At 65.7% G+C, this 26055-nt stretch carries 19 protein-coding genes and 4 tRNA genes; 3 read left to right on the forward strand and 20 right to left on the reverse strand.

Going from position 1 to position 26055, the window contains the following annotated elements:
- Positions 1-2: 2 nt before the first annotated feature.
- Positions 3-1043 (forward strand): AraC family transcriptional regulator, encoded by a 1041-nt coding sequence (locus ACZ899_RS11315; RefSeq protein ID WP_234561276.1) that lies wholly within the window; start codon positions 3-5, stop codon positions 1041-1043.
- Positions 1044-1247: 204 nt separating this feature from the next.
- Here the strand turns inward: ACZ899_RS11315 and ACZ899_RS11320 are convergent, their stop codons facing one another.
- The 20 genes from ACZ899_RS11320 to leuC form a co-directional block, all read right to left on the reverse strand.
- The gene (locus tag ACZ899_RS11320) at positions 1248-2135 is read right to left on the reverse strand and encodes a DUF2242 domain-containing protein (RefSeq protein WP_232857760.1); all 888 of its coding nucleotides are present in this window, start codon (positions 2133-2135) and stop codon (positions 1248-1250) included.
- A gap of 196 nt (positions 2136-2331) precedes the next feature.
- Positions 2332-2408 (reverse strand) — tRNA-Asp (locus ACZ899_RS11325).
- Between the two features lie 141 nt (positions 2409-2549).
- Positions 2550-2626 (reverse strand) — tRNA-Asp (locus tag ACZ899_RS11330).
- Positions 2627-2709: 83 nt separating this feature from the next.
- Positions 2710-2786, reverse strand: a tRNA-Asp gene (locus ACZ899_RS11335).
- A gap of 79 nt (positions 2787-2865) precedes the next feature.
- A tRNA-Val gene (locus ACZ899_RS11340) sits at positions 2866-2941 on the reverse strand.
- Between the two features lie 261 nt (positions 2942-3202).
- Positions 3203-3976 carry an SDR family oxidoreductase gene (locus ACZ899_RS11345; protein WP_203647521.1) on the reverse strand — a complete coding sequence of 258 codons (774 nt, stop codon included), beginning with the start codon at positions 3974-3976 and terminating at the stop codon, positions 3203-3205.
- Entirely contained in the window at positions 3973-5184 is a 1212-nt protein-coding gene (locus tag ACZ899_RS11350; protein WP_234561277.1) for an O-succinylhomoserine sulfhydrylase, read from the reverse strand. The genes ACZ899_RS11345 and ACZ899_RS11350 overlap by 4 nt, the downstream gene beginning before the upstream one ends.
- A 15-nt stretch (positions 5185-5199) precedes the next feature.
- Positions 5200-6705 carry an amidophosphoribosyltransferase gene (gene purF / locus ACZ899_RS11355; RefSeq protein WP_203647522.1) on the reverse strand — a complete coding sequence of 502 codons (1506 nt, stop codon included), beginning with the start codon at positions 6703-6705 and terminating at the stop codon, positions 5200-5202.
- A gap of 42 nt (positions 6706-6747) precedes the next feature.
- Positions 6748-7302: a CvpA family protein gene (locus ACZ899_RS11360; RefSeq protein ID WP_050704773.1), complete on the reverse strand. Its 555-nt coding sequence runs from the start codon at positions 7300-7302 to the stop codon at positions 6748-6750.
- A gap of 311 nt (positions 7303-7613) precedes the next feature.
- Positions 7614-8288, reverse strand: a complete 675-nt coding sequence (locus ACZ899_RS11365; RefSeq protein WP_234561278.1) for an SPOR domain-containing protein — start codon at positions 8286-8288, stop codon at positions 7614-7616.
- Positions 8272-9579, reverse strand: a complete 1308-nt coding sequence (folC, locus tag ACZ899_RS11370; RefSeq protein ID WP_234561279.1) for a bifunctional tetrahydrofolate synthase/dihydrofolate synthase — start codon at positions 9577-9579, stop codon at positions 8272-8274. Before folC ends, ACZ899_RS11365 begins: the two co-directional genes overlap by 17 nt.
- A complete protein-coding gene (gene accD, locus ACZ899_RS11375) occupies positions 9579-10472 on the reverse strand; it encodes an acetyl-CoA carboxylase, carboxyltransferase subunit beta (RefSeq protein ID WP_028690439.1) in 894 nt (297 codons plus the stop codon). The genes folC and accD overlap by 1 nt, the downstream gene beginning before the upstream one ends.
- Before the next feature lie 207 nt (positions 10473-10679).
- Positions 10680-11300: a phosphoribosylanthranilate isomerase gene (locus ACZ899_RS11380; RefSeq protein WP_050704770.1), complete on the reverse strand. Its 621-nt coding sequence runs from the start codon at positions 11298-11300 to the stop codon at positions 10680-10682.
- 59 nt (positions 11301-11359) lie between these two features.
- Entirely contained in the window at positions 11360-12214 is an 855-nt protein-coding gene (truA, locus tag ACZ899_RS11385) for a tRNA pseudouridine(38-40) synthase TruA (protein ID WP_234561280.1), read from the reverse strand.
- Between the two features lie 135 nt (positions 12215-12349).
- A complete protein-coding gene (locus ACZ899_RS11390) occupies positions 12350-15004 on the reverse strand; it encodes a FimV/HubP family polar landmark protein (RefSeq protein ID WP_234561281.1) in 2655 nt (884 codons plus the stop codon).
- Between the two features lie 71 nt (positions 15005-15075).
- The gene (locus ACZ899_RS11395) at positions 15076-16083 is read right to left on the reverse strand and encodes an aspartate-semialdehyde dehydrogenase (RefSeq protein WP_234561282.1); all 1008 of its coding nucleotides are present in this window, start codon (positions 16081-16083) and stop codon (positions 15076-15078) included.
- A gap of 1015 nt (positions 16084-17098) precedes the next feature.
- The gene (gene asd, locus ACZ899_RS11400) at positions 17099-18211 is read right to left on the reverse strand and encodes an aspartate-semialdehyde dehydrogenase (protein ID WP_198743661.1); all 1113 of its coding nucleotides are present in this window, start codon (positions 18209-18211) and stop codon (positions 17099-17101) included.
- Positions 18212-18274: 63 nt separating this feature from the next.
- A complete protein-coding gene (gene leuB / locus ACZ899_RS11405) occupies positions 18275-19357 on the reverse strand; it encodes a 3-isopropylmalate dehydrogenase (protein WP_234561574.1) in 1083 nt (360 codons plus the stop codon).
- A gap of 90 nt (positions 19358-19447) precedes the next feature.
- The gene (leuD, locus tag ACZ899_RS11410; RefSeq protein WP_110739341.1) at positions 19448-20092 is read right to left on the reverse strand and encodes a 3-isopropylmalate dehydratase small subunit; all 645 of its coding nucleotides are present in this window, start codon (positions 20090-20092) and stop codon (positions 19448-19450) included.
- Positions 20089-21522, reverse strand: coding sequence for a 3-isopropylmalate dehydratase large subunit (gene leuC / locus ACZ899_RS11415; protein WP_110739340.1), 1434 nt, complete (start codon positions 21520-21522; stop codon positions 20089-20091). The genes leuD and leuC overlap by 4 nt, the downstream gene beginning before the upstream one ends.
- Before the next feature lie 131 nt (positions 21523-21653).
- On the opposite strand from leuC, the gene ACZ899_RS11420 reads away from it, so the two are divergent.
- On the forward strand, positions 21654-22532 hold the full coding sequence (locus ACZ899_RS11420; protein ID WP_028690430.1) for a LysR family transcriptional regulator: 879 nt from the start codon (positions 21654-21656) through the stop codon (positions 22530-22532).
- A 61-nt stretch (positions 22533-22593) separates the two neighbouring features.
- Positions 22594-25890 (forward strand): PAS domain S-box protein, encoded by a 3297-nt coding sequence (locus ACZ899_RS11425; protein ID WP_234561573.1) that lies wholly within the window; start codon positions 22594-22596, stop codon positions 25888-25890.
- The last annotated feature ends 165 nt before the right edge of the window (positions 25891-26055 follow it).

Here is a 26055-nt window from a genome sequence, read left to right on the forward strand (position 1 = left end):
CCATGCCCCGCCCCCGCGTGCGCCTGGGTGAGCTGTCGGTAGGCTTCGTCCAGCCCCTGGCCGAGGCGCTGACGGCACTCGGCCACGATCCGCACCCACTGCTGCTGCGCTATGGCCTCGACACCAGGCGCCTGGCCGAGCCGGGTGCGCGGCTGTCGATCCCGCGCTACATGCACCTGGGGCACGCGGCGATCGCCTTGTCCACCGAGCCGGCGCTGGGCCTGCACATGGGGCGCCTGAGCCGCCTGGCCCAGGCCGGCCTGGCCGGCGTCGCCGCCGCCCAGGCCCCGACCCTTGGCGATGCCGCCCGCACCCTGCTGCGTTTCGAGCCGCTGTATGCCGCCAACTACCGGGGCCAGTCGAGCTTTCAGGAAGACGCCCAGGGCGCTTGGCTGCGGTTCTATTCCATCAGCCCCTACAACGACTACAACCGCTTCGTGGTCGACTCGCTGCTCGCTGGCTGGCTGGCGCAGCTTGGCGCCCTGGCGGCCAGGCCGGTGCAGGCCGAGCGCCTGGAAATCGAGTTCGACGCCCCCGCCTACGCCGCGCAGTACCAAAGCCTGTGCGCAGGCCCGGTGCATTTCGGCGCCACGGCCAACCAGCTGCGCCTGAGCCAGGCCACCCTGGCCCTGCCCAACCCGCAGCACTGCCCCAGTACCTGGCAGCACCTGCTGCAGCTGTGCGAGGCGGAACTGGCCCAGCGCACCCGCGTGCGCAGCCTGGGCGAGCGCATCACCCACCTACTGGGACCGCTGTTGAACGGTGGGCGCGAGCCGGATCTGGAAGAAGTGGCGCGGCACCTGCAACTGCCGACCTGGACCTTGCGCCGCAAACTCGCCGAGGAAGGCACGCGCTTTCGCAACCTGCTCAACGACACGCGGCGCGACCTGGCCGAGACCTATATCCGCGACACGGAGCTGGCCTTCGGCGAGATCGCCTATCTGTTGGGGTTCGCCTCGGCCGAGGCCTTCCAGCGCGCATTCAAGCGCTGGACGGGGCTGACGCCCGGGGAGTTTCGCCGCAATCAGCGACAGGTGGGTTAAAGCTCGGTGGCGTCGTCGGCCGGCTCCGGCAGGTCCAGTTCATAGGCCTGGAATTCGAGCAGTTCTTCCTGGTAATCGTCCATCTTCACGCCCCTTCATTCATCGTTCTTCAGTCATTGCGCCAACCTAAGCCAGCGAAATGACGGAATGATTACAATCCTATGAACGATAAACGTAGCAGGCGCCCGGGAAGTTATCGACGTGTCAGAGTGGCGCGGGAGCCTGCTCCACTGCCGGTGCTTCCTGCTGCACCTGGATCGGTGCCGGCTCGACGGGCGGCGCGATGGGCTGCGAGCCCTTGCTGTCGTCCACAATCGGGGCCGCAGGGGCTTCGCTAGCCGGTACAGAAGCCGCTGGAGCGGCAACAGGCGCGGGAGCAGCGGCAGGGGCGGCGGCAACCGGAGTCGGTACCGGGGCCGGTGCCTCTGCCACGCTCTCGGCGACCGGCGTGGCAGGCTGCGCCGCGGGCGCCAGGGCAGCGGGCGCAGGCTCCGGCAGGCCCAGGTCGGCGGCCGGTTTTTCAACCTTCGGCTCGGCGGCGGCCTCGGTTTTCTCCGGCTTCTTCTGCTTCGGCAGGTAGCTTTCCACCAAAGCGAAGTAGCGGTCATAGAACTGCGCGGCAGTGACTGTCTCGCTGGCGACCTTGACCATGGAATCGTCGGTGGAGCCGATCGGCATCGATACCGAACCCAGTACACCCACGCCAAGGCTGGCGGAAGTGTTGGACTTCTTCAGGGTGTAGCGGTCCTGCAGGGCGTTGGCGAACATGGTCGAGCGCTGCTTGTCGCTCATGTCCGGCACGCAGGTGATGTTGAAGCTGATCTGCAGGTGGTTCTCGGCGTTCTGCTGGAAGCTCTTGTTGCCGGCGACCTGATTGGCGTCGCTGCTGGTGATGATGTAGCCCTGGCTGAGCAGCGCGCGCCGCGCCGCCTCGCAGGAGCCCGCCTCGCTGGTGGCGAAACTGCGGGAGAAGGTGCCCGAGTCATCGAAGTTCTCGTGCTCGTAGACGGCGGCCTTTTTCGAGGAACAGCCGGACACACCCGCCAGCACGACGGCCAGCCCGAGCGCGCCATAGACGGTTGATCTAGACATTGCCAATTCCGGGAAGAAACGAATGGGGCGTATTGTGCAACACATCGATCAGTGGCTGAAACCATTGATCGGTGAAGACTCTGTCAGCTTGGTGTAAATCCTTGCCCGTGTCTGTGCAAGGCGCTGAAACGAAAAAAGCGACCCGAGGGTCGCTTTTTCGTAGCTTCGAGGTGTTCTAGGGACCTCGAGGCGAAGATGGCGCAGCGGACGGGACTCGAACCCGCGACCCCCGGCGTGACAGGCCGGTATTCTAACCGACTGAACTACCGCTGCGTATCGTTCGGGCTTGCACCCGATTGAAACTGGGATCTGAGCTTTCAAGCGCTGTGGCGCGAAAGCCAGGCACAAAAAAAGCGACTTTGAAATCGCCCTTTCTGTTTTGCCTTGAGCGTTCATGGGGCTCTTGGCAGAAGATGGCGCAGCGGACGGGACTCGAACCCGCGACCCCCGGCGTGACAGGCCGGTATTCTAACCGACTGAACTACCGCTGCGTATCGTTCAGGCTTGCGCCTGATTGAAACTGGGATCTGGCCTTGCGGCCTCAGACCGGTGCAAGCACCCATCTGGAGAAAAATGGCGCGGCGGACGGGACTCGAACCCGCGACCCCCGGCGTGACAGGCCGGTATTCTAACCGACTGAACTACCGCCGCGCATAGTTGGACTTGCGTCCTGTTCCTCTCTGTCAGCGTGTTTCTTTCGAAACCACTGAACCAGGAACGTCTCAGGAAGTGGTGGGTGATGACGGGATCGAACCGCCGACCCTCTGCTTGTAAGGCAGATGCTCTCCCGGCTGAGCTAATCACCCCCGCGATGTTGCTTGTTGCGTTTGCTTCGCTGAGGCCGCGAAATTTACGCAGGTACCGATGCTAAGTCAATACCCCCATTGAAGTTTTTTTCAAAAAGGGCAAAAAAGGTAGCCGCTGGGGCAGCCTGATCGCGGGGCAAGCCCGCTCCCACAACCCGATACCCACAGCGTGGGAGCGGGCTTGCCCCGCGACAGGGCCGGCACAACCGACAAAAAAAGCGGCTATAAGCCCCTTTCTCTTGCATCTCAACAGGTTACAGCTCAGGTGTAGATCATCTTGCGGGTCATCCCGCCATCGACCACGAACTCTTGGCCGGTGACGAACCCCGCCTGGCGCGACAACAACCACGCCACCAGCGCCGCCACATCCTCGACCGTCCCTACCCTGCCAGCCGGATGCTGGGCATGGTCGGCGTCGCTCAGCGGATCGGCGCGCCGCTGCGAAGGGTCACGGGCATCGATCCAGCCCGGGCTCACCGCATTGACGCGGATCTCCGGCCCCAGGCTCATGGCCAGGGCGTGGGTCAAGGCGACCAGGCCGCCCTTGCTGGCGGCATAGGCCTCGGTGTCCGGCTCGGACTGCCGGGCGCGGGTGGAGGTCAGGTTGACGATCGCGCCACCATGGGCGCGCAGATAAGGTGCGCAATGCTTGGCCAGCAGCATCGGGCCATTGAGGTTGACCGCCAGCACCCGGTTCCATTGGGCCAGGGACAGGCTTTCCAGGGTCTGGTTATGCGGATTGGCGATCGCCGCGTTGCACACCAGCGCATCCAGCCGGCCGAACTGCCCGAGCACCTCGGACACCCCGGCACTGACCTGGGCCTCGTCGGCCACGTCCATGGTGATGAACCAGGCATTGTCGCCCAGGGCCTTGGCGACCTTGGTGCCGCGCGGGCGGTCCAGATCGCTCAGCACCACCTGCCAGCCCTCGCAGATCAACCAGGCGGCGATGCCCAGGCCGATGCCGCGGGCGGCACCGGTCACCAGGGCCACCCGGCCGTTATGGCCGGGTTCGCCACCCTTCCAGTCAATCACAGCGCCGCCAGGCCGCGGGCCAGATCGGCTTGCAGGTCGGCCACGTCTTCCAGTCCGACCGCCACGCGCACCAGGCTGTCACGGATACCCGCCGCTTCACGCTCCTGCGGCGTCAGACGGCCGTGAGAGGTGGTGGCCGGGTGGGCGATGGTGGTCTTGCTGTCACCGAGGTTGGTGGTGATGGAGATCACCCGGGTGGCGTCGATGAAGCGCCAGGCGCCTTCCTTGCCGCCCTTGACCTCGAAGCTGACCACCGCGCCGAAGCCGCTCATCTGGCGCTTGGCCAGTTCATGCTGCGGGTGGCTCGGCAGGCCGGCGTAGTGGACCTTCTCGATGCCGCCCTGTTGCTCGAGCCACTCGGCCAACGCCTGGGCGCTCTCGCAGTGGGCGCGCATGCGCAGCTTGAGAGTCTCCAACCCCTTGGTGAAGACCCAGGCGTTGAACGGGCTGAGGGTCGGGCCGGCGGTGCGCAGGAAGCCCACCACTTCCTTCATCTGCTCGCTGCGCCCGGCCACCACGCCGCCCATGCAACGGCCCTGGCCGTCGATGAACTTGGTGGCCGAGTGGAACACGATGTCGGCGCCGAGCTTGAGCGGCTGCTGCAAGGCCGGGGTGCTGAAGCAGTTGTCCACCACCAGCATGGCGCCACGGGCATGGGCGATCTCGGCCAGGGCGGTGATGTCCACCAGCTCGGCCAGCGGGTTGGAGGGCGACTCGACGACCAGCAGCTTGGTATTGGCCTTGATGGCCTTTTCCCAGCCGTTCAGGTCGACCAGCGGCACGTAGTCCACCTGCACGCCGAAACGCTTGAAGTACTTCTCGAACAGGCTGATGGTCGAGCCGAACACGCTCTGCGATACCAGCACATGGTCGCCAGCGCTGCACAGCGACATGACCACGGCGAGAATCGCCGCCATGCCGGTGGAAGTGGCCACAGCCTGCTCGGCGCCCTCCATGGCCGCCAGGCGCTCCTCGAAGGCGCGCACGGTCGGGTTGGTGTAGCGCGAGTAGACGTTGCCCGGCGTTTCGCCGGCAAAGCGCGCGGCGGCGTCGGCGGCCGTGCGAAAGACATAGCTGGAGGTCAGGAACAGCGCTTCGCTGTGCTCGGCCTCCGGTGTACGGTTCTGACCGGCGCGCACCGCCAGGGTGTCGAAACCGACACCCTCGAGGTCACTGTCCAGTCGACCGGCATCCCATTGATCGGTCATGCCGTCGCTCCCAAATCAGTTGTTGTACAGGTCGATGATCGCGCTGACCGCCTGGTTCTTCACCTTGGCCAGGTCGTTACGGGCCTGCTCGATGCGCTCGAGGTAGGCTTCGTCGATATCGCCGGTGACATACTCACCGTTGAACACCGCGCAATCGAAATGCTCGATCTTGATCTTGCCGCCACCGACCGATTCGATCAGGTCCGGGAGGTCCTGGTAGATCAGCCAGTCGGCGCCGATCAACTCGGCCACCTGTTCGGTGGTACGGTTGTGGGCGATCAATTCGTGAGCGCTCGGCATGTCGATGCCGTAGACGTTGGGGTAGCGCACCGCGGGGGCCGCGGAGCAGAAGTAGACATTCTTGGCGCCGGCTTCGCGGGCCATCTGGATGATCTGCTTGCAGGTGGTGCCGCGCACGATCGAGTCGTCCACCAGCATCACGTTCTTGCCACGGAATTCCAGCTCGATGGCGTTGAGCTTCTGGCGTACCGACTTCTTGCGCGCGGCCTGGCCGGGCATGATGAAGGTACGGCCGATGTAGCGGTTCTTGACGAAGCCTTCGCGGAACTTGACGCCCAGGTGGTTGGCCAGCTCCAGCGCCGCGGTGCGGCTGGTGTCGGGAATCGGGATGACCACGTCGATGTCGTGGTCCGGGCGCTCGCGCTGGATCTTCTCGGCCAGCTTCTCGCCCATGCGCAGGCGCGCCTTGTACACCGAGACGCCGTCGATGATCGAGTCCGGACGGGCCAGGTAGACATGCTCGAAGATGCACGGCTGCAGTTTCGGGCTTTCGGCGCACTGCTTGGTGAACATCTGGCCGCCTTCGGTGATGTACACCGCCTCGCCCGGCGCCAGGTCGCGGATCAGGGTGAAGCCGAGCACGTCCAGGGCCACGCTTTCCGAGGCGATCATGTACTCGACGCCTTCATCGGTGTGACGCTGGCCGAACACCACCGGGCGGATGCCGTTGGGGTCGCGGAAGCCGACGATGCCGTAGCCGGTGATCATCGCCACCACCGCGTAGCCACCGACGCAACGGCTGTGCACGTGGGAAACCGCGGCGAACACGTCTTCTTCGGTCGGCTGCAGCTTACCGCGCACGGCCAGCTCGTGGGCGAACACGTTCAGCAGCACTTCGGAGTCGGAGTTGGTGTTGACGTGGCGCAGGTCGGACTCGTAGATCTCCTTGGCCAGCTGCTCGACGTTGGTCAGGTTGCCGTTGTGCGCCAGGGTGATGCCGTAGGGCGAGTTGACGTAGAACGGCTGGGCCTCGGCCGAAGTGGAGCTGCCGGCGGTCGGGTAACGCACGTGACCGATGCCGATGCTGCCGACCAGGCGCTGCATGTGGCGCTGCTGGAAGACGTCGCGCACCAGGCCGTTATCCTTGCGCAGGAACAACCGGCCGTCGTGGCTGGTCACGATACCGGCAGCATCCTGGCCGCGGTGCTGGAGGACCGTAAGCGCGTCATACAGCGCCTGATTGACGTTCGACTTACCGACGATACCGACGATGCCACACATGCGACGCAACCCCTACTTTGATGAAACTTGAGTGAAGAGCGCTCAGGGCTTGGTCGGCCCGAGCAACTGCTCCTTGAACGGAAGGTCAACGGGTGCGCTGACCCCACTGGACATCCACTGGCCGCTGAACCCGAGAATGAGGTTCTTCGACCAATCGGCTACCAATAGAAATTGTGGTATCAGGCGTGATTCCTGCCACCACGGATCCTGTTGCACCGGCCCCAGGCTCAGCAGCCCGACCGCCACCACCACCAGCAAGCCCCCGCGCGCGGCGCCGAAGGCCATGCCGAGGAAGCGATCAGTGCCGGACAACCCGGTCACGCGGATCAGTTCGCCGATGAGGAAATTGAGCATCGCCCCGACCAGCAGCGTGGCGACGAAAAGAATGGCGCAGCCGGCAATGACCCGCGCTGAAGGCATCTGGATATAGCTTTCAAGATACTGCGCAAGCGAGCCGCCGAACATCCAGGCCACCGCACCGGCGACAATCCAGATGAGCAGGGACAAGGCTTCCTTGACGAAGCCACGCTTGAGACTGATCAGTGATGAAATGACGACGATCGCGATGATCGCCCAATCAACCCAGGTAAATGCCACGGTGTTGCCTGCCGACGTTAGAGGCGGCGCATTTTACCAGAGCCAGGGGCTTGGAGTAAGCGGAATGTCAGGCGTTTGAAGGGCTGCGGGCTGACTCTGGGGACAGCTTTGCGTGCTAGAAAAGCCCTCGCGGGGCAATCCCACGCTGCAAAATCCTGCGCGCACCTGTAGGAGCGGCCTTGTGTCGCGAAAGGGCTGCAGAGCAGCCCCAGGATTTCAGCGCCGAAGCAGAAATTGCCGGGACTGCTGCGCAGCCCTTTCGCGACACAAGGCCGCTCCTACAAGGGGATGTGCATTTCCCGAGATGTGCGTCAGCCACGCTCCGGCTGGAAGCGCACCACGATACCCTTTAGGTTTTGCTGGCGGCTGATCACATCACGCAGGCGCTCGGCCTCGGCGCGCTCGATCAGCGGCCCGACGAACACCCGGTTCATGCCGTCCGCCGAACGGATGTAGGCGTTGTAGCCCTGGCTGCGCAGGGTCTTCTGCAGATTCTCGGCACCGGCCCGGTTGGACAGGCTGGCCAACTGGATCGACCAGCTCACCGGCAGGCCGTTGGCATCGATCTTCGACGGCGCGGCCGGCTTGGCGGCAGGCGCAACGCTCGGTGCAGGCGCCGGACGCGCCTCCACCTTGGCGACCGGCGGCGTCGGCACTGGTGTCTGCGGCTTGGGCTGTACAGGTGGCGCCACGGTCGCGACTGGCGCGATGGGCTGGCTCGGCGCCGTCACCGGCGCCGTGGACTCGTCGACCACTACCGGCGGCTGCGCGTTCTGCTCCGGCAACGGCTGAGGCTCCGGCACCTGAACCGGCTCCACCTGCACCTGGGGCAGACTCGGCATGGCCGGCGCCTCCGGCGCCTCGACTCGCACCTGGCGCAGCTCGTCCTCGCGGGTGAACAACATCGGCAGGAAGATCACCGCCAGCGCCACCAGCACCAGCGCACCGACCATGCGCTGTTTCATCCCTTTATCCAGCACTGCCATCTACTCCATCCTCGGGGACCTGCCGCTCGAGCCAGGCCAAGGCCTCGCCGACGCAGAAAAACGAACCGAACAGCAGAACCTGGTCATCCGCCGTCGCCTGGGCGCACTGCCCTTCGAGGGCAGCCGCGACACTGGCGTAAGACTTCACTGTCGCACCCAGGTTCGTCAAGGCATCCGCCAGCTCCGTGGCCGGGCGGCTACGCGGCGTGTCCAGCGGCGCCACCGCCCAGTCGGCGACCTGGTCGCGCAGCGGCGCGAGCACACCGGCCAGGTCCTTGTCGGCCAACAGGCCGAACACCGCCAGGCGCCGCCCCTTCACCGGGCGCGCCGCCAGACGGCGGGCAAGGTACTCAGCGGCGTGCGGGTTGTGGCCGACATCCAGCAGCAACTCCACGCGCTTGCCTTGCAGCAACAGCTCGCGCCGGTCGAGACGACCGGTGATACGGGTGTCCAGCAAGGCCTGGCGAACCTTGCCGCTATCCCACGGCAGGCCCGTCAGCAGGAAGGCCTGCAAGGCCAGGGCGGCATTCTCCATAGGCAGGTCGAGCAACGGCAGGTCGCGCAGTTCAACGGGCGAACCGTCGAGCTGGCGACCACGCCAATGCCAGTGGTCGACGCTGCTATCCAGGTCGAAATCACGCCCGCGCAGGAAGAACGGGCAATCCAGCTCGCGCACCTTGTCCAGCAAAGGCTGCGGCGGATCCAGGTCGCCACACAGCGCAGGCAGGCCCTGACGGAAGATCCCCGCCTTCTCGTAGGCTACCGACTCGCGGCTATCACCCAGGTAGTCAACGTGGTCGACGCCGATGCTGGTGACCAGCGACACGTCGGCATCCACCAGGTTGACTGCATCCAGCCGACCACCCAGGCCGACCTCAAGCACCACCGCGTCCAACGCGCAGTGCTTGAACAGCCAGAACGCCGCCAGGGTGCCCATTTCGAAATAGGTCAGCGAGATCTCGCCGCGCGCCGCTTCCACCGCGGCGAACGCTTCGCACAGGCGCTCATCGCTGGCCTCGCGGCCTTCGATCAGCACCCGCTCGTTGTAACGCAGCAGGTGCGGCGAACTGTACACCCCGACCTTGAGCCCCTGGGCGCGCAGCAACGCGGCCACGAAAGCGCAGGTCGAGCCCTTGCCGTTGGTACCGGTCACCGTCACCACCCGCGGCGCCAGCTTGCCCAGCCCCAGGCGCGCCAGCACCTGTTGCGAGCGCTCCAGGCCCATGTCGATGGCCGAGGGGTGCAACTGTTCGAGGTAGGCGAGCCAGTCGCCCAGGCTGCGCTGGTTCATCACGCGACCGCGGCGACCTCTTTGGCCGCTTCCGGGGTCGGCTGGCCGGTCATCTGCGCCAGCAGGCGCGCCAGGCGCGGACGCAGCTCGTCACGGGAGATGATCAGATCGATGGCGCCGTGTTCCAGCAGGAACTCGCTGCGCTGGAAGCCTTCGGGCAGTTTCTCGCGCACGGTCTGCTCGATCACCCGCGGACCAGCGAAGCCGATCAGCGCCTTCGGCTCGCCGACGATCACGTCGCCGAGCATCGCCAGGCTGGCGGAAACGCCGCCGTAGACCGGGTCGGTCAGCACCGAGATGAATGGAATGCCTTCTTCGCGCAGACGCGCCAGCACCGCGGAGGTCTTGGCCATCTGCATCAGCGAGATCAGCGCTTCCTGCATGCGCGCGCCACCGGAAGCGGAGAAGCAGACCATCGGGCAACGGTTTTCCAGGGCGTAGTTGGCGGCGCGCACGAAACGCTCACCAACGATGGCACCCATGGAGCCGCCCATGAAGGAGAACTCGAAGGCGCTGACCACGATCGGCATGCCCATCAGGGTGCCGCTCATGGAGATCAGCGCGTCCTTCTCGCCGGTCTGCTTCTGCGCGGCGGTCAGGCGGTCCTTGTACTTCTTGCCGTCACGGAACTTCAGGCGGTCGACCGGCTCCAGGTCGGCGCCCAGCTCGGCACGGCCTTCTGGATCGAGGAAGATATCGATGCGCGCGCGGGCGCCGATACGCATGTGGTGGTTGCACTTAGGGCAGACGTCGAGGGTCTTTTCCAGCTCCGGGCGATACAGCACGGCTTCGCAGGACGGGCACTTGTGCCACAGCCCTTCCGGCACCGAGCTCTTCTTCACCTCGGAACGCATGATCGAAGGGATCAGTTTGTCTACCAACCAGTTGCTCATGCTTGCTTTCTCCAGTATTGGCCAGGGAGACCTGCGCGGCCCCGCCCTGCCCTTGAGCTCAAATTCTTCTGTAAAGCGACGATGGGCCGGCCACGGCCGCCCCACCTCCAATTCTTCCCCGGCATGCCCCGCGCTCTGGCGCGGCCTGGCAGCACCGGGCTGCGAAAGCTATGGACGATGGCGCGCGGCCAGCCGTCACATCCGCGTTCACGCGTGTTTCACCGCCTGCATGAAGGCTTCGATCTTCGCAGCATCCTTGATGCCCTTGGCCTGCTCCACGCCGCCGCTGACATCCACCGCGTACGGGCGCACCTGGCGAATGGCCGCCGCCACGTTGTCGGCCGACAGGCCACCGGCAAGGATGATCGGCTTGCTCAGGCGCTGCGGAATCAGTGACCAGTCGAAGGCCTCGCCGGTTCCCCCCGGCACGCCCGGCACATAGGCGTCCAGCAGGATGCCGCGGGCGCCGGCGTAGTGGCGGCAGGCGGCCTCCAGGTCATCCCCCGGGCGCACCCGCAGGGCCTTGATCCAGGGGCGGTGGTAGCCCTCGCAATCGGCCGGGGTCTCATCGCCGTGGAACTGTAGCAGGTCCAGGGAAACCACTTCGAGGATCTCGTTGAGCTCGCAGCGCGAGGCGTTGACGAACAACCCCACGGTGGTCACGAACGGCGGCAGCGCGTCGATGATCGCCCGCGCCTGGCGCACATCCACTGCCCGAGGGCTTTTCGCATAGAAGACAAAACCGAGGGCGTCGGCGCCGGCCTCGACCGCGGCCAGGGCGTCCTCGATACGGGTAATCCCGCAGATCTTGCTGCGAACGTTGCTCATGGACGGCGAACCTTGGGTGATCGGGAAAGCGTCGATGGTAGCAAATGACCCGTGCCCCGTCAGTCTGCCAGCGCCTCGTAACCGCTAAGAAAGTGTGGGCCGATGTAACGCTGCGGCAGCGCGTATTCCTGCGGATACTCCACCTGCACCAGGTAGAGGCCGTAAGGGTGCGCGGTCACTCCGCCGTCACGGCGGTTGCGCCCCTCCAGCACCTCGCGGGCCCACTCCACCGGACGCTCGCCGGCGCCGATGGTCATCAGCACGCCGGCGATGTTGCGCACCATGTGGTGCAGGAACGCGGTGGCGCGCACGTCCAGCACGATCATCCGCCCATGACGGGTCACGCGCAGGTGGTGGATGTGCTTGATCGGCGACTTGGCCTGGCACTGGCTGGCGCGGAAGGCGCTGAAATCATGGGTGCCCAGCAGATACTGCGCGGCCTCGGCCATGCGCTCGACGTCCAGCGGGCGATGGTTCCAGGTCACTTCCTCGGCCAGGTGGGCCGGGCGGATCGGATCGTTGTAGATGACGTAGCGATAGCGCCGCGCGGTGGCCTTGAAGCGGGCATGAAAGTGCGCAGGCATCGGCGCCGACCAGACCACGCTGATGTCGTGGGGCAGGTTGAAGTTGGTGCCCAGGGTCCAGGCGCGCTCGTCGCGCACGGCGCGGGTGTCGAAATGCACGATCTGCCCGCAACCATGGACGCCGGCATCGGTACGCCCGGCGCAGATCACCGAGATCGGCTCGTTGGCCACCGTCGACAGCGCCTGCTCCAGGGCCTGCTGGACACTGGGCACGCCGCTGGCCTGGCGCTGCCAGCCGCGGTAGCGCGAGCCATTGTATTCCACGCCCAGGGCGATGCGGGTGTAGCCTTCGGCGGCCGATTCGGCGGCGGCGGTGTCGATGATGTCCAAGAGCGGCAAACCTGATGCTGAAACGAAAGGCGGGAGTATACCGGCAAACCGTGCAGGGGCCGAAATGATCGCGGGGCAAGCCCGCTCCCACGTGTTCTGTGGGAATGGGCTTGCCCCGCGCGGTGCAACGTCGCCTCAGACCAGGCGCGAGAGCATCTCGTTGGCTTCCTGGCGCTGGCTGTCATCGCCGTCCTTGACCACTTCGTCGAGGATGTCACGGGCACCCTGGTGGTCGCCCATGTCGATGTAGGCGCGAGCCAGGTCGAGCTTGGTGGCCACCTCGTCGGCGCCGGAGAAGAAGTCGAAGTCCAGGTCGTCCAGCGGCTCGGGCTCCAGTGCCGCATCCTCGGCGGTGAACTGTGGCTCAGGCGCCGCTGCCGGGACATCGAGGTTCTGCGACAGCTTGTCGAGTTCGGCGTTGACGTCGTCCAGTTCCGAGGCGAAGTTCTTCGCCGCCGGCGAGTCGTCGTCCAGCGACAGCGACAGGTCGAAGTCCTCGGGCAGCTCCAGCTCGGAGATCGGGTCGAACTCCGGAATGGCCTCGAAGGCCGCGAGCTCCGCCGCCACGTCCACCGGGGCTTCCTCGCTGCTGGCCGGGGCCACCGGCTGTTCGGCGACATCCAGGTCGAACTCGGCCAGATCGTCGACATTCTGCGGCGTCGCCTGGGCCTGGGCAAGCAAAGCCTCGAAGTCGTCGTCGGCATCGGTTTCGGCAACCGCAGGCGCAGGCTCGGCCTCGATCTCGGGCGCTTCGACAACCAAGTCCTCAAGACCAGCCAGGTCCAGATGGTCATCTACCGGCAAGTCATCACCCAGGCTCAGGTCGAAGGCGCTGTCCAGGTCGGCCTCCTCGACGACAGGCTCAGGTTCCGGCTCGGCCGCCACGACAGGCTCAGGTTCCGGCTCCACGACGAGTTCCGGCGCGCTTTCGCCCAGCTCCAGCTCCTTGTCCTGCAGCAGGTCCTGGACATACTGCTCATCCAGCTCGGCTGCCAGGGCAGCGGCCCCGGCAGCGCCTGCCGCCACCGCCGCGACACCCAGCATGGCCGGGAAGCGCTCCTTGAGCGCGGCGACCTCGGCCTGGTTCGCGTCATTGACCGCCAGCTTGCGCTCCTGGCCGGCGAAGGCGTCCTGGTCACCCTGGCGGGCATAGACTTCCATCAGCTTCAGGCGCAGGTCGCTGCGCTGTGGCTCGGAAGCCACCGCCGCTTCCAGCAGGTCGGCGGCATGGTTGAGACGGCCACGGGCCAGGCTGTCGTCCACTTCGGCCAGCAGCGCGGCGCGCGGATCGACCGCCGGCGCGGCAGCTTCGACGGGGGCCGCAGGCTTTTCCGCGGCAACGGCCGCAGCCGCCGAGGCCGCCACCACCGCTGGCGACAGGGTCACGGTCGGCGCCGACACGTCGAGGCCTTCGAAGCTGCTGGGTGGCAGCTCCAGGTCAGGGCCGCGCTCGCCATCCTCGGCCAGGGCACGCGCCATGCGCAGGTGCTTTTCGGCTTCCTGCTGGGCCTTGCGCTTGCGCGCCAGGAGCAGCAGCAACAGCAGCAGGACCAGGAACGCGGAGCCGGCGATCAGGCCCAGCAGCAGCGGATTGCCCAGCAACTGGTCAAGCATGCCGGGCTCTTCGCTGGCCGGCACTTCGGCGGCCACATCCTGCGGCGCGGTGTCGGCGGCGGCAGGCGCCGGAGCGACCACCGGTTCGGCCGGGGTCAGTTGGGCGTTCACCACCGGTTGCGCCGGAGCTGGCTCACCCGGCAGCGCGCCGGCCGGCGGCTGCGGTGCTGCGCCACCCTGGGCCTCCAGGCGCGCCAACTGGTCGTTCTTCAGCTCGATCAGACGCTGCAGCTTGTCCAGCTGGCTCTGCAGGTCGACCATTCGGCTCTTGAGTTCTTCGTTGTCGCGACGGCTGGTGTCGAGGCTTTCCTGGGCCACGGCCAGCTCGTCGCCCAGCGCCTTGGCCTCACCGGCCGCAGCCTTGCCGCCCGGCGCCACCAGGCGCAGGTTGTCGCCCTGGGCGATGCGTGCCGGCGCGGCGCCGGCCTCGCCACGACGGGTGGCGTCCAGTTGCCGTGCACGCGGGCCGAGGCGACGGCCTTCGCGCCAGGCGGCGTACTGCTCGGCCACTTCGCGGTTGGCCTGGGCCTGGGGAATGCTCTGCGCCTGCTGCTGATCGGGCAGGCGCAGGACCTGGCCGGTCTTGAGCTGGTTGATGTTGTTGCCGATGAAGGCATCCGGGTTCAGCGCCTGGATGGCCAGCATGGTCTGCTGGATCGAGCCGCCGTTGCTGTTGCGCGCCGCAATCTGCCAGAGGGTGTCGCGGCGCTTGGTGGTGTAGCTGCCCGCGCTGACCGCCGGGTTGATATTGGCCTGGGTCGGCTGGCTGCCCTGGGCCTGCGCCTGGTCGAGCAACACGCTGTAGTCGCGCAGCAGACGGCCCTGGGGCCACATGACCTGGACCAGGAACTTGACCACCGGCTCCGGCAGCGCCTTGCTGGAGGTGACCCGCAGCACGCTCTTGCCGTTGGGGTTGACCACCGGGGTGAACGTGAGGTCTTCGAGGTACGGCGGGAAGGCCACCCCGGCCTTGGCGAACTCTTCCGGCGACGCCAGGCTGGGCGCCATCTGCGCTGCGGTGAGGTCGCGCACATCGAGCAGTTCGATCTCGGCATCCAGCGGCTGGTTCTGCGCCGACTTGAGGGTCAGCTCGCCCAACCCCAGAGCGTTAGCCATGCCGGACGACAGCGCCGAGGCTGCCGCGATGGCCAGAACCAGTTTGCGAATTCGAAGCATGAACTCTTCCCTTGTATGAAGCGTCCCGAAAACCTTTGCGCGGTGCAGGACAAAATTGCTCGCAGTATCTTTTACGCCATGTGTTTTATCAACAATTGTGCCGCCTGCACGGCATTCAGCGCCGCGCCCTTGCGCACATTGTCGGTGGTCAGCCACAGGTTCAGTTGCTGGTCTTCATCGACACCATGGCGTACACGACCAACATAGACCACGTCCTGGCCCACTGCGTCACCTACCGGTGTCGGATAATCCCCCAATTCGACCAGTTCGATGCCTTCGGCGGCCTCCAGCGCGGCGTTGACGGCCGCCAGATCGACCGGATTACGGCTTTGCACCGCCACACTGAAGCTATCGCCGAAAAACACCGGGACTTGAATGCAGGTCACGGAAATCTTCAGTTGCGGCAGGTCGAGCACCTGGCGCAGCTCGCCAACCAGGCGCCGCTCCACCGTTGTGTGACCCTGTGCGTCGGGGGTGCCGACCTGGGGCAGCAGGTTGAAGGCGACCTGGCGATCGAAGAAGCGCGGCTCCAGCGGGCGTGCGTTGAGCAGCTCGGCGGTCTGCCGGGCGAGCTCGGTGACGGCCTCCCTGCCCTGCTCCGAAACCGCCAGGCAAGCGTTGACCTGCACGCGCTCGATGTCGAGCAGTCCCTTGAGCGGCGCCAGCGCCACAGCCAGGGCCACCGCGCCGGCGCTCGGGCTGGTGATCAGCGCGGGCCGCGCGAGTTCGGCGATGCGCTCGCCGTTGGCTTCCGGGACCAGGGCGGTGGCGCCGTCCAGGACGCCGGACAGGTCGATCACCGCGCAACCGGCGGCGATGGCCTTGGGCGCGAAGCTGCGGCTCACGGCGGGGCTGGTGGCGAAGAACACCAGCTGGGCCTGGGTGAAGTCGAAGCTGTCCACTTCGCGGACTTTCAGTTTCTTGCCGGCGAACATGACGCTGCTGCCGGCGGATTCCATGCTGGCCAGCAGGTGCAGGGTGGAGACCGGGAAGGCCACTTCCTCGAGGATCTGGACGAGGGATTCACCGACGGTGCCGGTGGCGCCGATTACGGCGATGTCTAGGGCGGGGGTGGTCATGGGATCGGTTCCTTTCTGCGGGGGTACGGCGGGGGAGCGGCACTTTACTTGGATTGTGGGGTGGGAGGTAGGTTCGGGTTCGGGTTCGGGTTCGGGTTCGGGTTCGGGTTCAAGCGTGTGGGTTTTGATTTTTTTATGCGCATTCATTGGCGATGTCGACGCATTATCACCCTTCCGCCTTTACGGCGGCCTACTTTTCTCGTGGGAAAAGTAGGCAAAACCGTCCCGCTCCGTTCATCCGGCCCCTGCGCTTCGCTCCGGGGTTCCCTCGCTCCGTTCTTGCTCCCGGGAGGACCGCGCTGAACGCCCCATCCTGGGGCGCAGCGCTTGACGGGCATCCATGCCCGTCACCTCCCTCCGCAAGAACTCCGCTCGGCCTCCTGAAGTCGCAATTGGCGGCGCCTGGACTATCGCGTGCTTAGGAGCAAGAGCAAGAGCAAGAGCGAGAGCGGAAGCGGGAGCGAGAGATGCGAAGTTAGTTGCTTGACAGTTAATTATGTATTGGCTGTTCCGGCCCTTTCGCGGGACAAGCCCGCTCCTACAGGGTTATATATAACGGCGACTATTGCGTGGGAGCGGGCTTGCCCCGCGATACAATCGAGAGATCAACTAAGCTTTCAACTAGCGACAGCTGCGCCAGTCCAGGCGCCGCCCGTAACTTCGCGACTTCAGGAGGCCGAACGCAGGACTTGCGTAGGGAGGTGACGGGCATGGATGCCCGTCAAGCGCTGGGGCCCAGGATGGGCCCTGCAGCGCGGTCCTCCCGGGAGCAAGGCCGGAGTGAGGGAACCCGGAGCGAAGCGCAGGGCCGGATGAATGGAGCGAGGATTTTTTGGTGACTTTTTGATCCTTCAAAAAGTTACCCGCCGTAAGGGCGGAAAGGTGACTATGCGTCAACATCGCAAATGAATGCGAATAAAAACATCAAAACAAACAACGAATCTAACACCAATAAAAAAACCCGCATCACTCTCGCAACACGGGCTCTTCAAAATCCAAACTCAAACCACCCAGATCACCGCTCCAGCAGAATCCGCAACATCCGCCGCAGCGGCTCCGCAGCCCCCCACAGCAACTGGTCGCCAACAGTGAAGGCCCCAAGATACTGCGACCCCATGTTCAGCTTGCGCAAACGCCCGACCGGTACGTTCAGGGTCCCGGTCACCTGGGTAGGACTCAGCTCCTGCATGCTGATCTCACGCTGGTTAGGCACCAGCTTCACCCAGGGATTGTGCTGGCTGATCATGCCTTCGATGTCCGCCAAAGGCACATCCTTGTTCAGCTTGATGGTCAGCGCCTGGCTGTGGCAACGCATGGCGCCGATCCGCACGCAGATACCGTCGACCGGAATCGGGCTCTTGAAGCGCCCAAGGATCTTGTTGGTCTCGGCCTGGGCCTTCCACTCTTCGCGGCTCTGCCCGTTCGGCAGCTCCTTGTCGATCCACGGAATCAGGCTGCCCGCCAGCGGCACGCCGAAGTTGTCGGTCGGGAAGCCCTCGCCACGCATGGCCTCGGCCACCTTGCGGTCGATGTCGAGGATCGCGCTGGCCGGGTTGGCCAGGTCGTCGGCGACCGCCGCGTGGATACCGCCCATCTGCTTGATCAGCTCACGCATGTTCTGCGCGCCAGCGCCCGAGGCCGCCTGGTAGGTCATGGCGCTCATCCACTCGACCAGGCCGGCTTCGAACAGGCCGCCCAGGCCCATCAGCATCAGGCTGACGGTGCAGTTGCCGCCGATGTAGTTCTTGGTGCCCGCGTCCAGCTGCTGGTCGATGACCTTGCGGTTGACCGGGTCGAGGATGATCACCGCGTCATCCTGCATGCGCAGGGACGAGGCCGCGTCGATCCAGTAGCCCTGCCAGCCCGCTTCGCGCAGCTTGGGGAAGACTTCGTTGGTGTAGTCGCCGCCCTGGCAGGTCAGGATCACGTCGAGGGTCTTGAGCTCGTCGATGCTGTAGGCGTCCTTGAGCGGGCCAGTGTCCTTGCCCACGGCAGGGCCTTGGCCACCGACGTTGGAGGTGGTGAAGAACACCGGCTCGATCAGGTCGAAGTCCTGCTCTTCGAGCATCCGCTGCATGAGCACGGAACCGACCATTCCACGCCAACCGATCAGACCTACACGTTTCATCGCAACTACACCTTTGCTAAAAGTGGGCCGCCACCGGGAGTTTTTGGTGGCGGGCCAGAGAGATTACAGATTCCGCAGCGCTGCGACTACTGCGTCGCCCATTTCCTGCGTACCCACCTTGCTACAGCCCTCGGAGAAGATGTCGCCGGTGCGCAGGCCCTGGTCCAGCACCCGGCTCACCGCCTGCTCGATCGCCTCGGCGGCGGCCGTCTGGTTGAAGCTGTAGCGCAGCATCATCGACACCGAGAGAATGGTCGCCAGCGGGTTGGCGATGCCCTGCCCGGCAATGTCCGGCGCCGAACCGTGGCACGGCTCGTACATGCCCTTGTTGTCGGCATCCAGCGACGCCGACGGCAGCATGCCGATGGAACCGGTGAGCATGGAAGCCTCATCCGACAGGATGTCGCCGAACATGTTGTCGGTCACCACCACGTCGAACTGCTTGGGCGCGCGCACCAGCTGCATGGCGGCGTTGTCCACGTACATGTGGCTCAGCTCGACGTCCGGGTAGTCCTTGGCCACCTCTTCGACCACTTCGCGCCACAGCTGGCTGGACGCCAGGACGTTGGCCTTGTCCACCGAGCACAGCTTCTTGCCGCGCACGCGGGCCATGTCGAAGCCGACACGGGCGATGCGGCGCACTTCGCTCTCGCTGTACGGCAGGGTGTCGTAGGCCTGACGCTCGCCGCCTTCCAGCTCGCGCTGGCCGCGTGGCGCGCCGAAGTAGATGCCGCCGGTCAGCTCGCGGACGATGAGGATGTCCAGGCCGGAAACGATCTCGGGCTTGAGCGACGAGGCATCGGCCAACTGCGGATAGAGGATGGCCGGGCGCAAGTTGGCGAACAGGCCCAGTTGCGAACGGATCTTCAGCAGGCCGCGCTCCGGACGGATGTCACGCTCGATCTTGTCCCACTTCGGGCCGCCCACGGCGCCCAGCAGCACGGCATCGGCCTGGCGCGCGCGCGCCAGGGTCTCGTCGGCCAGGGGCACGCCGTGCTTGTCGATGGCCGCGCCGCCGATCACGTCGTGGGTGAGGCTGAAGCCGAGCTGGAACTTGTCGTTGGCCAGTTTCAGCACCTTGACCGCCTCGGCCATGATTTCCGGGCCGATGCCGTCACCTGGGAGAATCAGAATCTGCTTGCTCATGCGTTCCTCTATCCAATCAAGCGGCGCGCCTCGCAGGCGCGCCGAAGTACTTCAGTGTCCAATGCCCCTCTGCGCGGGGCAAGCAGTCAATCACGCGTCGCGGAACAACCAGGGCTGGCTGGCGCGGTGCTTGCCCTCGAACGCCTTGATCGCGTCGCTGTCCTGCAGGGTCAGGCCGATATCGTCCAGGCCGTTGAGCAGGCAGTGCTTGCGAAACGCGTCGATCTCGAACTTCAGTACCTTGCCGTCCGGGCGGGTCACGGCCTGGGCCTCGAGGTCGATGGTCAACTGGTAACCCGGATTGGCCTCGACCTGTTTGAACAGCTCGTCGACCTCGGCAGCGTCGAGAATGATCGGCAACAGGCCGTTCTTGAAGCTGTTGTTGAAGAAGATGTCGGCGAAGCTCGGCGCGATCACGCTACGGAAACCGTATTCGTCGAGCGCCCATGGGGCGTGCTCGCGGCTAGAGCCGCAACCGAAGTTCTCCCGCGCCAGCAACACGCTGGCACCCTGGTAACGCGCATGGTTGAGCACGAAATCCTGGTTCAACGGGCGCTTGCTGTTGTCCTGGTAAGGCTGGCCGACGTCCAGGTAGCGCCACTCGTCGAACAGGTTGGGGCCGAAGCCGGTGCGCTTGATCGACTTGAGGAACTGCTTGGGAATGATCTGGTCGGTGTCGACGTTGGCACGATCCAATGGCGCGACAAGACCGGTGTGCTGGGTAAAGGCTTTCATGCTGCGCTCCCTTGGATCAACTCGCGGACATCGATGAAGTGGCCGGTCACCGCGGCGGCGGCGGCCATGGCCGGGCTGACCAGGTGGGTACGACCACCGGCGCCCTGGCGGCCTTCGAAGTTGCGGTTGGAGGTGGACGCGCAGTGCTCGCCGCTCTCCAGGCGGTCCGGGTTCATCGCCAGGCACATCGAGCAGCCTGGTTCACGCCATTCGAAGCCGGCCTCGAGGAAGATCTTGTCCAGCCCTTCACGCTCGGCCTGGGCCTTGACCAGCCCCGAGCCCGGTACCACCAGCGCCTGCTTGACGTTGGCGGCGACCTTGCGGCCCTTGGCGATCTCGGCCGCGGCGCGCAGGTCTTCGATGCGCGAGTTGGTGCACGAGCCGATGAACACGCGGTCGAGCTTGATGTCGGTGATTGCCTGGTTGGCGGCCAGGCCCATGTACTTGAGGGCGCGCTCGATCGAACCGCGCTTGATCAGGTCGGGCTCGGCGGCCGGGTCCGGCACGCGCTGGTCGACGGCCAGGACCATCTCCGGCGAAGTGCCCCAGCTGACCTGCGGCTTGATCTGCGCGGCGTCGAGTTCGACCACGGTATCGAATACAGCGTCGGCGTCGGACACCAGGCCTTTCCAGGCCTCGACGGCCTGCGTCCACTGCTCGCCCTTCGGCGCGTACGGACGCCCTTCGACATAGGCGACGGTAGTGCCGTCGACAGCCACCAGGCCTACCCGGGCACCGGCTTCGATGGACATGTTGCAGATGGTCATGCGGCCTTCCATCGACAATTCGCGGATGGCGCTGCCGGCGAACTCCATGGCGTGGCCGTTGCCGCCGGCGGTGCCGATCTTGCCGATCACGGCGAGGACGATGTCCTTGGCGGTGACGCCGGCGGGCAACTCACCCTCGACGCGCACCAGCATGTTCTTCATTTTCTTGGCCACCAGGCACTGGGTGGCGAGCACGTGCTCGACCTCGGAGGTGCCGATGCCATGGGCCAGGGCGCCGAACGCGCCGTGGGTGGAGGTGTGCGAGTCGCCGCAGACCACGGTCATGCCCGGCAAGGTCGCGCCCTGCTCCGGGCTGATGACATGGACGATACCCTGACGCTCGTCATTCATCTTGAATTCGACGATGCCATATTCGTCACAGTTCTCATCGAGGGTCTGCACCTGAAGGCGCGACACCTGGTCGACGATGGCCTCGATACCGCCCTTGCGCTCCGGCGTGGTCGGCACGTTGTGGTCGGGGGTGGCGATGTTGGCGTCGATGCGCCAGGGTTTGCGGCTGGCCAGGCGCAGGCCTTCGAAAGCCTGGGGCGAAGTCACTTCGTGGATGATGTGGCGGTCGATGTAGATCAAGGACGAGCCGTCATCGCGGCGCTTGACCTCATGAGCTTCCCAGAGTTTGTCGTAGAGCGTTTTGCCAGCCATCAGACTGTTCCTCATCAGCGTCTTTCTATGCCAAAGACCCCTTGGCTTGTACGGACGATGCTATGGCGATAGATTGAATAACTCAAATTCATAATTTTCATGCTTTGCATAACCATCAGGAATTCAAATAGATGGACCTGGCCAACCTCAGCGCCTTCATCGCCATCGCCGAAACCGGCAGTTTTTCCGGGGCGGGCGAACGCCTGCACCTGACCCAGCCGGCCATCAGCAAGCGCATCGCCGGCCTCGAGCAGCAGCTGGACGTGCGCCTGTTCGACCGCCTGGGCCGCGAGGTCACCCTCACCGAGGCCGGCCGCGCCCTGCTGCCCCGCGCTTATCAGATCCTCAACGTACTCGATGATACCCGCCGCGCCCTGACCAACCTCACCGGGGCGGTGAGTGGTCGCCTGACCCTGGCCACCAGCCATCACATCGGCCTGCACCGCCTGCCGCCGCTGCTGCGCGCCTTTACCCGCCAGTACCCGGCGGTGGCCCTGGATATCCAGTTCCTCGACTCGGAGGCGGCCTACGACGAGGTGCTGCACGGTCGCGCCGAAATTGCCGTGATCACCCTGGCGCCCGAGCCGCACCATCTGGTGCGGGCGGTGCCGGTGTGGGACGACGCCCTGGACTTCGTCGCCTCGCCCGAGCACCCGCTGGCCAGCAACGGCGCGGTCAGCCTGGCCGACGTGGCGCGCCACCCGGCGGTGTTCCCCGGCGGCAACACCTTCACCCACCATATCGTCCAGCGCCTGTTCGAGAGCCAGGGCCTGGTGCCGAACATCGCCATGAGCACCAACTACCTGGAAACCATCAAGATGATGGTGTCGATCGGCCTGGCGTGGAGTGTGCTGCCACGTACTATGCTCGATGAACAAGTGGCGCCCATCGCCCTGCCCGGCATACAGCTGTCACGCCAGCTAGGCTACATACTGCATACCGAACGCACGCTGTCGAACGCGGCCAGGGCTTTCATGGCCCTGCTCGACAGCCATGCAGGGTCCGCCTGACCGCTCGTCAGTACGGCATGACATCCACAAGGACGCGTTTTCAGCCAAAGGTCTGGTACCGATGCCCAAATCAGCAAACCGCTTTCCGCGCCTGCCACGCATCCCTGCGGCCGACCCCCAGGAATCGGAGCTGGCCTGGCAGAACGCTCCGCAGCTGCTGGCCGCGCTCAACGGCGCGCGCCTGGGCGCCTGGCTGTGGGACATCGAGAGTGGCCGGGTGAGCTGGTCGCGGGGCACCCAGGCACTGTTCGGCTTCGATCCGCAGCGCCCGCTGCCCAACGACGTCGACTACCTGGACCTGCTGCCCGAGGAAGACCGCGCCCGCACCCGCCAGGCGTTCCAGGCCGTGGTCAACGGCGAGCCGGTGGAGCAGGCCATGCGCCACCGCATCCGCTGGCCCGATGGCAGCGTGCACTGGCTGGAGATCAACGGCAGCCTGACCCACGACCCTCATGGCCGGCCGCAGATGATCGGGGTCATTCGCGAGATCACCCGCCAGCGCGAGCGGGAAACCGCGCTGATCAACTCGGAAAAGCGCTTCGCCACCCTGTTCCACCTCAGCCCCAACGCCATCCTCCTGACCCGCCGCCACGACGGCCTGATCATCGAGGTCAACCAGCATTTCGAGCACATGTTCGGCTGGCCGGGCGCCCAGGTGGTCGGCAAGACCAGCCTGGAGCTGGGCTTGTGGGTCAATCCCGAGCAGCGCCACCTGGTGATGGACGCCACCCGCGCCGGCAGCGGGCCGTTCACCCTGGAGGTGCAGTTCCGCGCCACCAGCGGCAAGATCCACGACGGCATCCTCTGCACCCAGGGCATCGAACTCGAAGGCGTCACCTACCTGATCAGCACCTTCGTCGACACCACCGAGCGCAAACGCGCCGAACAGGCGCTCAAGGACAGCCAGGAGCGCCTCGACCTGGCCCTTGACTCGGCCCAGCTCGGCACCTGGGACTGGCACATCCCCAGCGGCATGCTCTACGGCTCGGCCCGCGCCGCCCAGTTGCACGGGCTGGACCCGGTGCCGTTCCACGAGTCGTTCGAGGCGTTCTTCGAAGGCGTGCCCGAACACGAGCGCAGCGCCATGCGCCAGGCCTACCGCAGCCTGCGCGAAGGGCCGGCGGGCAACTACCAGATCACCTACCGCGTGCAGCTGGACAACGGCGCCTCGCGTTATATCGAAAGCCGCGCCCGGTTGTACCGCGACGACCAGGGCAACCCGCTGCGCATGGCCGGCACCCTGCTCGACATCACCGACCAGGTCGAGCGCGAACAGCGCCTGAGCGCCTCGGAAGAAAAATTCGCCAGCCTGTTCCAGGTCAGCCCCGACCCGATCTGCGTGACCCGCCAGGACACCGGCCAGTTCATCGAGATCAACCCGGCCTTCAGCCAGACCTTCGGCTGGAACCCGGAGCAGATCCTCGGCCAGACCGCCGAGGAGATCGGCCTGTGGGCCGAATCGGCCGAGCGCGCCCAGCGCATCGAGCGGGTAATCCGCGACCAGGCCCTGAGCAACGTCGCGGTGGTAGTCAACCACCGCAACGGCACGCCGCTGACCTGCGTGATCTCCAGCCGCCTGATCAGCGTCGACAGCCAGCCCTGCAGCGTCACCACCCTGCGCGACATCACCCAGCAGCAACGCGCCGAGGCGGCGCTCAAGGCCAGCGAAGAGAAATTCGCCAAGGCGTTCCACTCCAGCCCCGACGCCATCACCATCACCGAACGCCAGAGCGGGCGCTACGTGGAGGTCAACGACGGCTTCAGCCGGCTGACCGGCTACAGCCCCGAGGAAGTGGTGGGACGCACGGTCTACGAGATCGGCATCTGGGCCGACGAAAAACAGCGCGCCGCCCTGCTCAACGAACTGCGCGAGCGCGGCCGCGTGCATCACCGCGAGATGCTCGGGCGCAACAAGCGCGGCGACATCCTCACCGTGGAAGTCTCGGTGGAGCCGATCAGCCTCAACGAGACCGATTGCCTGCTGATCAACGCCCGCGACGTCAGCCTGCTGAAAAACGCCCAGGCGCAGATCCGCCACCTGGCCTACCACGACCCGCTGACCAACCTGCCCAACCGCGCCCTGCTGATGGACCGCCTGAGCCAACAGATCGCCCTGCTCAAGCGCCACAACCTGCGCGGCGCGCTGCTGTTCCTCGACCTCGACCACTTCAAGCACATCAACGACTCCCTCGGCCATCCGGTGGGCGACACGGTACTGAAGATCATCACCGCCCGCCTCGAGGCCAGCGTGCGCCTGGAGGACACCGTGGCGCGCCTGGGCGGCGACGAGTTCGTGGTGCTGCTCAGCGGCCTGGAGGGCAGCCGCGAAGTGGTCGAGACCCGGGTCCGCGAGCTGGCCGACACCCTGCGCGAGCTGCTGGCCGAGCCGATGTCGCTGGACGGCCAGCGCCTGCAGGTGACGCCGAGCATCGGCGTGGCGCTGATCCCCGACCATGGCGCCACCCCCGCCGACCTGCTCAAACGCGCCGACATCGCCCTGTACCGGGCCAAGGATTCCGGCCGCAACACCACCCAGTTGTTCCACACCACCATGCAGAAGGCCGCCAGCGAGCGCCTGCGCATGGAGAGCGACCTGCGCCTGGCCCTGGCCCGGGGCGAACTGGCCCTGCACTTCCAGCCCCAGGTCGATGCCCGCGACAACCGCATCGTCGGCGCCGAGGTGCTGCTGCGCTGGCACCACCCACAACTGGGCCAGCAACCGCCGGCGCAGTTCATCCAGGTGCTGGAGGAAAGCGGCCTGATCCTCGAAGTCGGCAGCTGGATCCTCGACGAAGCCTGCGATGCCTGCGCGCGCATGCTCGCGGACGGCCTGATCGACGCCGACGACTTCAGCCTGTGCGTCAACATCAGCCCGCGGCAATTCCGCCAGAACGACTTCGTCGAGCGGGTGCTGCGCAGCCTCGACGACTACCGCCTGCCGCGACGCATGCTGACGCTGGAGATCACCGAAGGCATCGTCATCCAGAACCTGGAGGACACCATCAGCAAGATGCGCGAGCTCAAGGGCTACGGCGTGAGCTTCGCCATGGACGACTTCGGCACCGGGTATTCCTCGCTCACCTACCTCAAGCGCCTGCCGGTGGATGCACTGAAGATCGACCAGACCTTCGTGCGCGACGCGCCGGTCGACCCCAACGACGCCGAGATCGTCCGCGCCATCGTCGCCATGGCCCGCAGCCTGGAACTGGCGGTGATTGCCGAGGGCGTGGAGCTGAGCGAGCAGTTGGAATTCCTCGAGCGGCTGGGTTGCCACCTGTACCAGGGCTACCTGCACAGCCGGCCGCTGCCGTTGCCGGAGTTCCGCCAGATGCTGCTGGAGGCGCCGGCGGATTACTGAACTGGCCTGGTAACAGTTCACGCATGGCGTGGGAGCGGGCTTGCCCCGCGATTGCGGTATGAGAACCAGCATTGCAATCGCGGGGCAAGCCCGCTCCCACGCCAGTCAAAGGGCATTCATCCCCAGCACAAAGCAGAAAGGGCACCCGAAGGTGCCCTTTGTTTC

The sequence above is a fragment of the Pseudomonas sp. TE31087 genome (assembly GCF_057284075.1).

Bases quoted from the DNA above. Each gene is read 5' to 3' on its own strand.
- ACZ899_RS11350 (WP_234561277.1), bottom strand. From the start codon at position 5,184: ATGACCGATCAATGGGATGCCGGTCGACTGGACAGTGACCTCGAGGGT.
- ACZ899_RS11315 (WP_234561276.1), top strand. From the start codon at position 3: ATGCCCCGCCCCCGCGTGCGCCTGGGTGAGCTGTCGGTAGGCTTCGTC.
- ACZ899_RS11320 (WP_232857760.1), bottom strand. From the start codon at position 2,135: ATGTCTAGATCAACCGTCTATGGCGCGCTCGGGCTGGCCGTCGTGCTG.
- ACZ899_RS11395 (WP_234561282.1), bottom strand. From the start codon at position 16,083: ATGACCACCCCCGCCCTAGACATCGCCGTAATCGGCGCCACCGGCACC.
- leuC (WP_110739340.1), bottom strand. From the start codon at position 21,522: ATGGCTGGCAAAACGCTCTACGACAAACTCTGGGAAGCTCATGAGGTC.
- asd (WP_198743661.1), bottom strand. From the start codon at position 18,211: ATGAAACGTGTAGGTCTGATCGGTTGGCGTGGAATGGTCGGTTCCGTG.
- accD (WP_028690439.1), bottom strand. From the start codon at position 10,472: ATGAGCAACTGGTTGGTAGACAAACTGATCCCTTCGATCATGCGTTCC.
- leuD (WP_110739341.1), bottom strand. From the start codon at position 20,092: ATGAAAGCCTTTACCCAGCACACCGGTCTTGTCGCGCCATTGGATCGT.
- ACZ899_RS11380 (WP_050704770.1), bottom strand. From the start codon at position 11,300: ATGAGCAACGTTCGCAGCAAGATCTGCGGGATTACCCGTATCGAGGAC.
- ACZ899_RS11390 (WP_234561281.1), bottom strand. From the start codon at position 15,004: ATGCTTCGAATTCGCAAACTGGTTCTGGCCATCGCGGCAGCCTCGGCG.
- ACZ899_RS11420 (WP_028690430.1), top strand. From the start codon at position 21,654: ATGGACCTGGCCAACCTCAGCGCCTTCATCGCCATCGCCGAAACCGGC.
- folC (WP_234561279.1), bottom strand. From the start codon at position 9,579: ATGAACCAGCGCAGCCTGGGCGACTGGCTCGCCTACCTCGAACAGTTG.
- purF (WP_203647522.1), bottom strand. From the start codon at position 6,705: ATGTGTGGCATCGTCGGTATCGTCGGTAAGTCGAACGTCAATCAGGCG.
- ACZ899_RS11425 (WP_234561573.1), top strand. From the start codon at position 22,594: ATGCCCAAATCAGCAAACCGCTTTCCGCGCCTGCCACGCATCCCTGCG.
- leuB (WP_234561574.1), bottom strand. From the start codon at position 19,357: ATGAGCAAGCAGATTCTGATTCTCCCAGGTGACGGCATCGGCCCGGAA.
- ACZ899_RS11365 (WP_234561278.1), bottom strand. From the start codon at position 8,288: ATGGCAGTGCTGGATAAAGGGATGAAACAGCGCATGGTCGGTGCGCTG.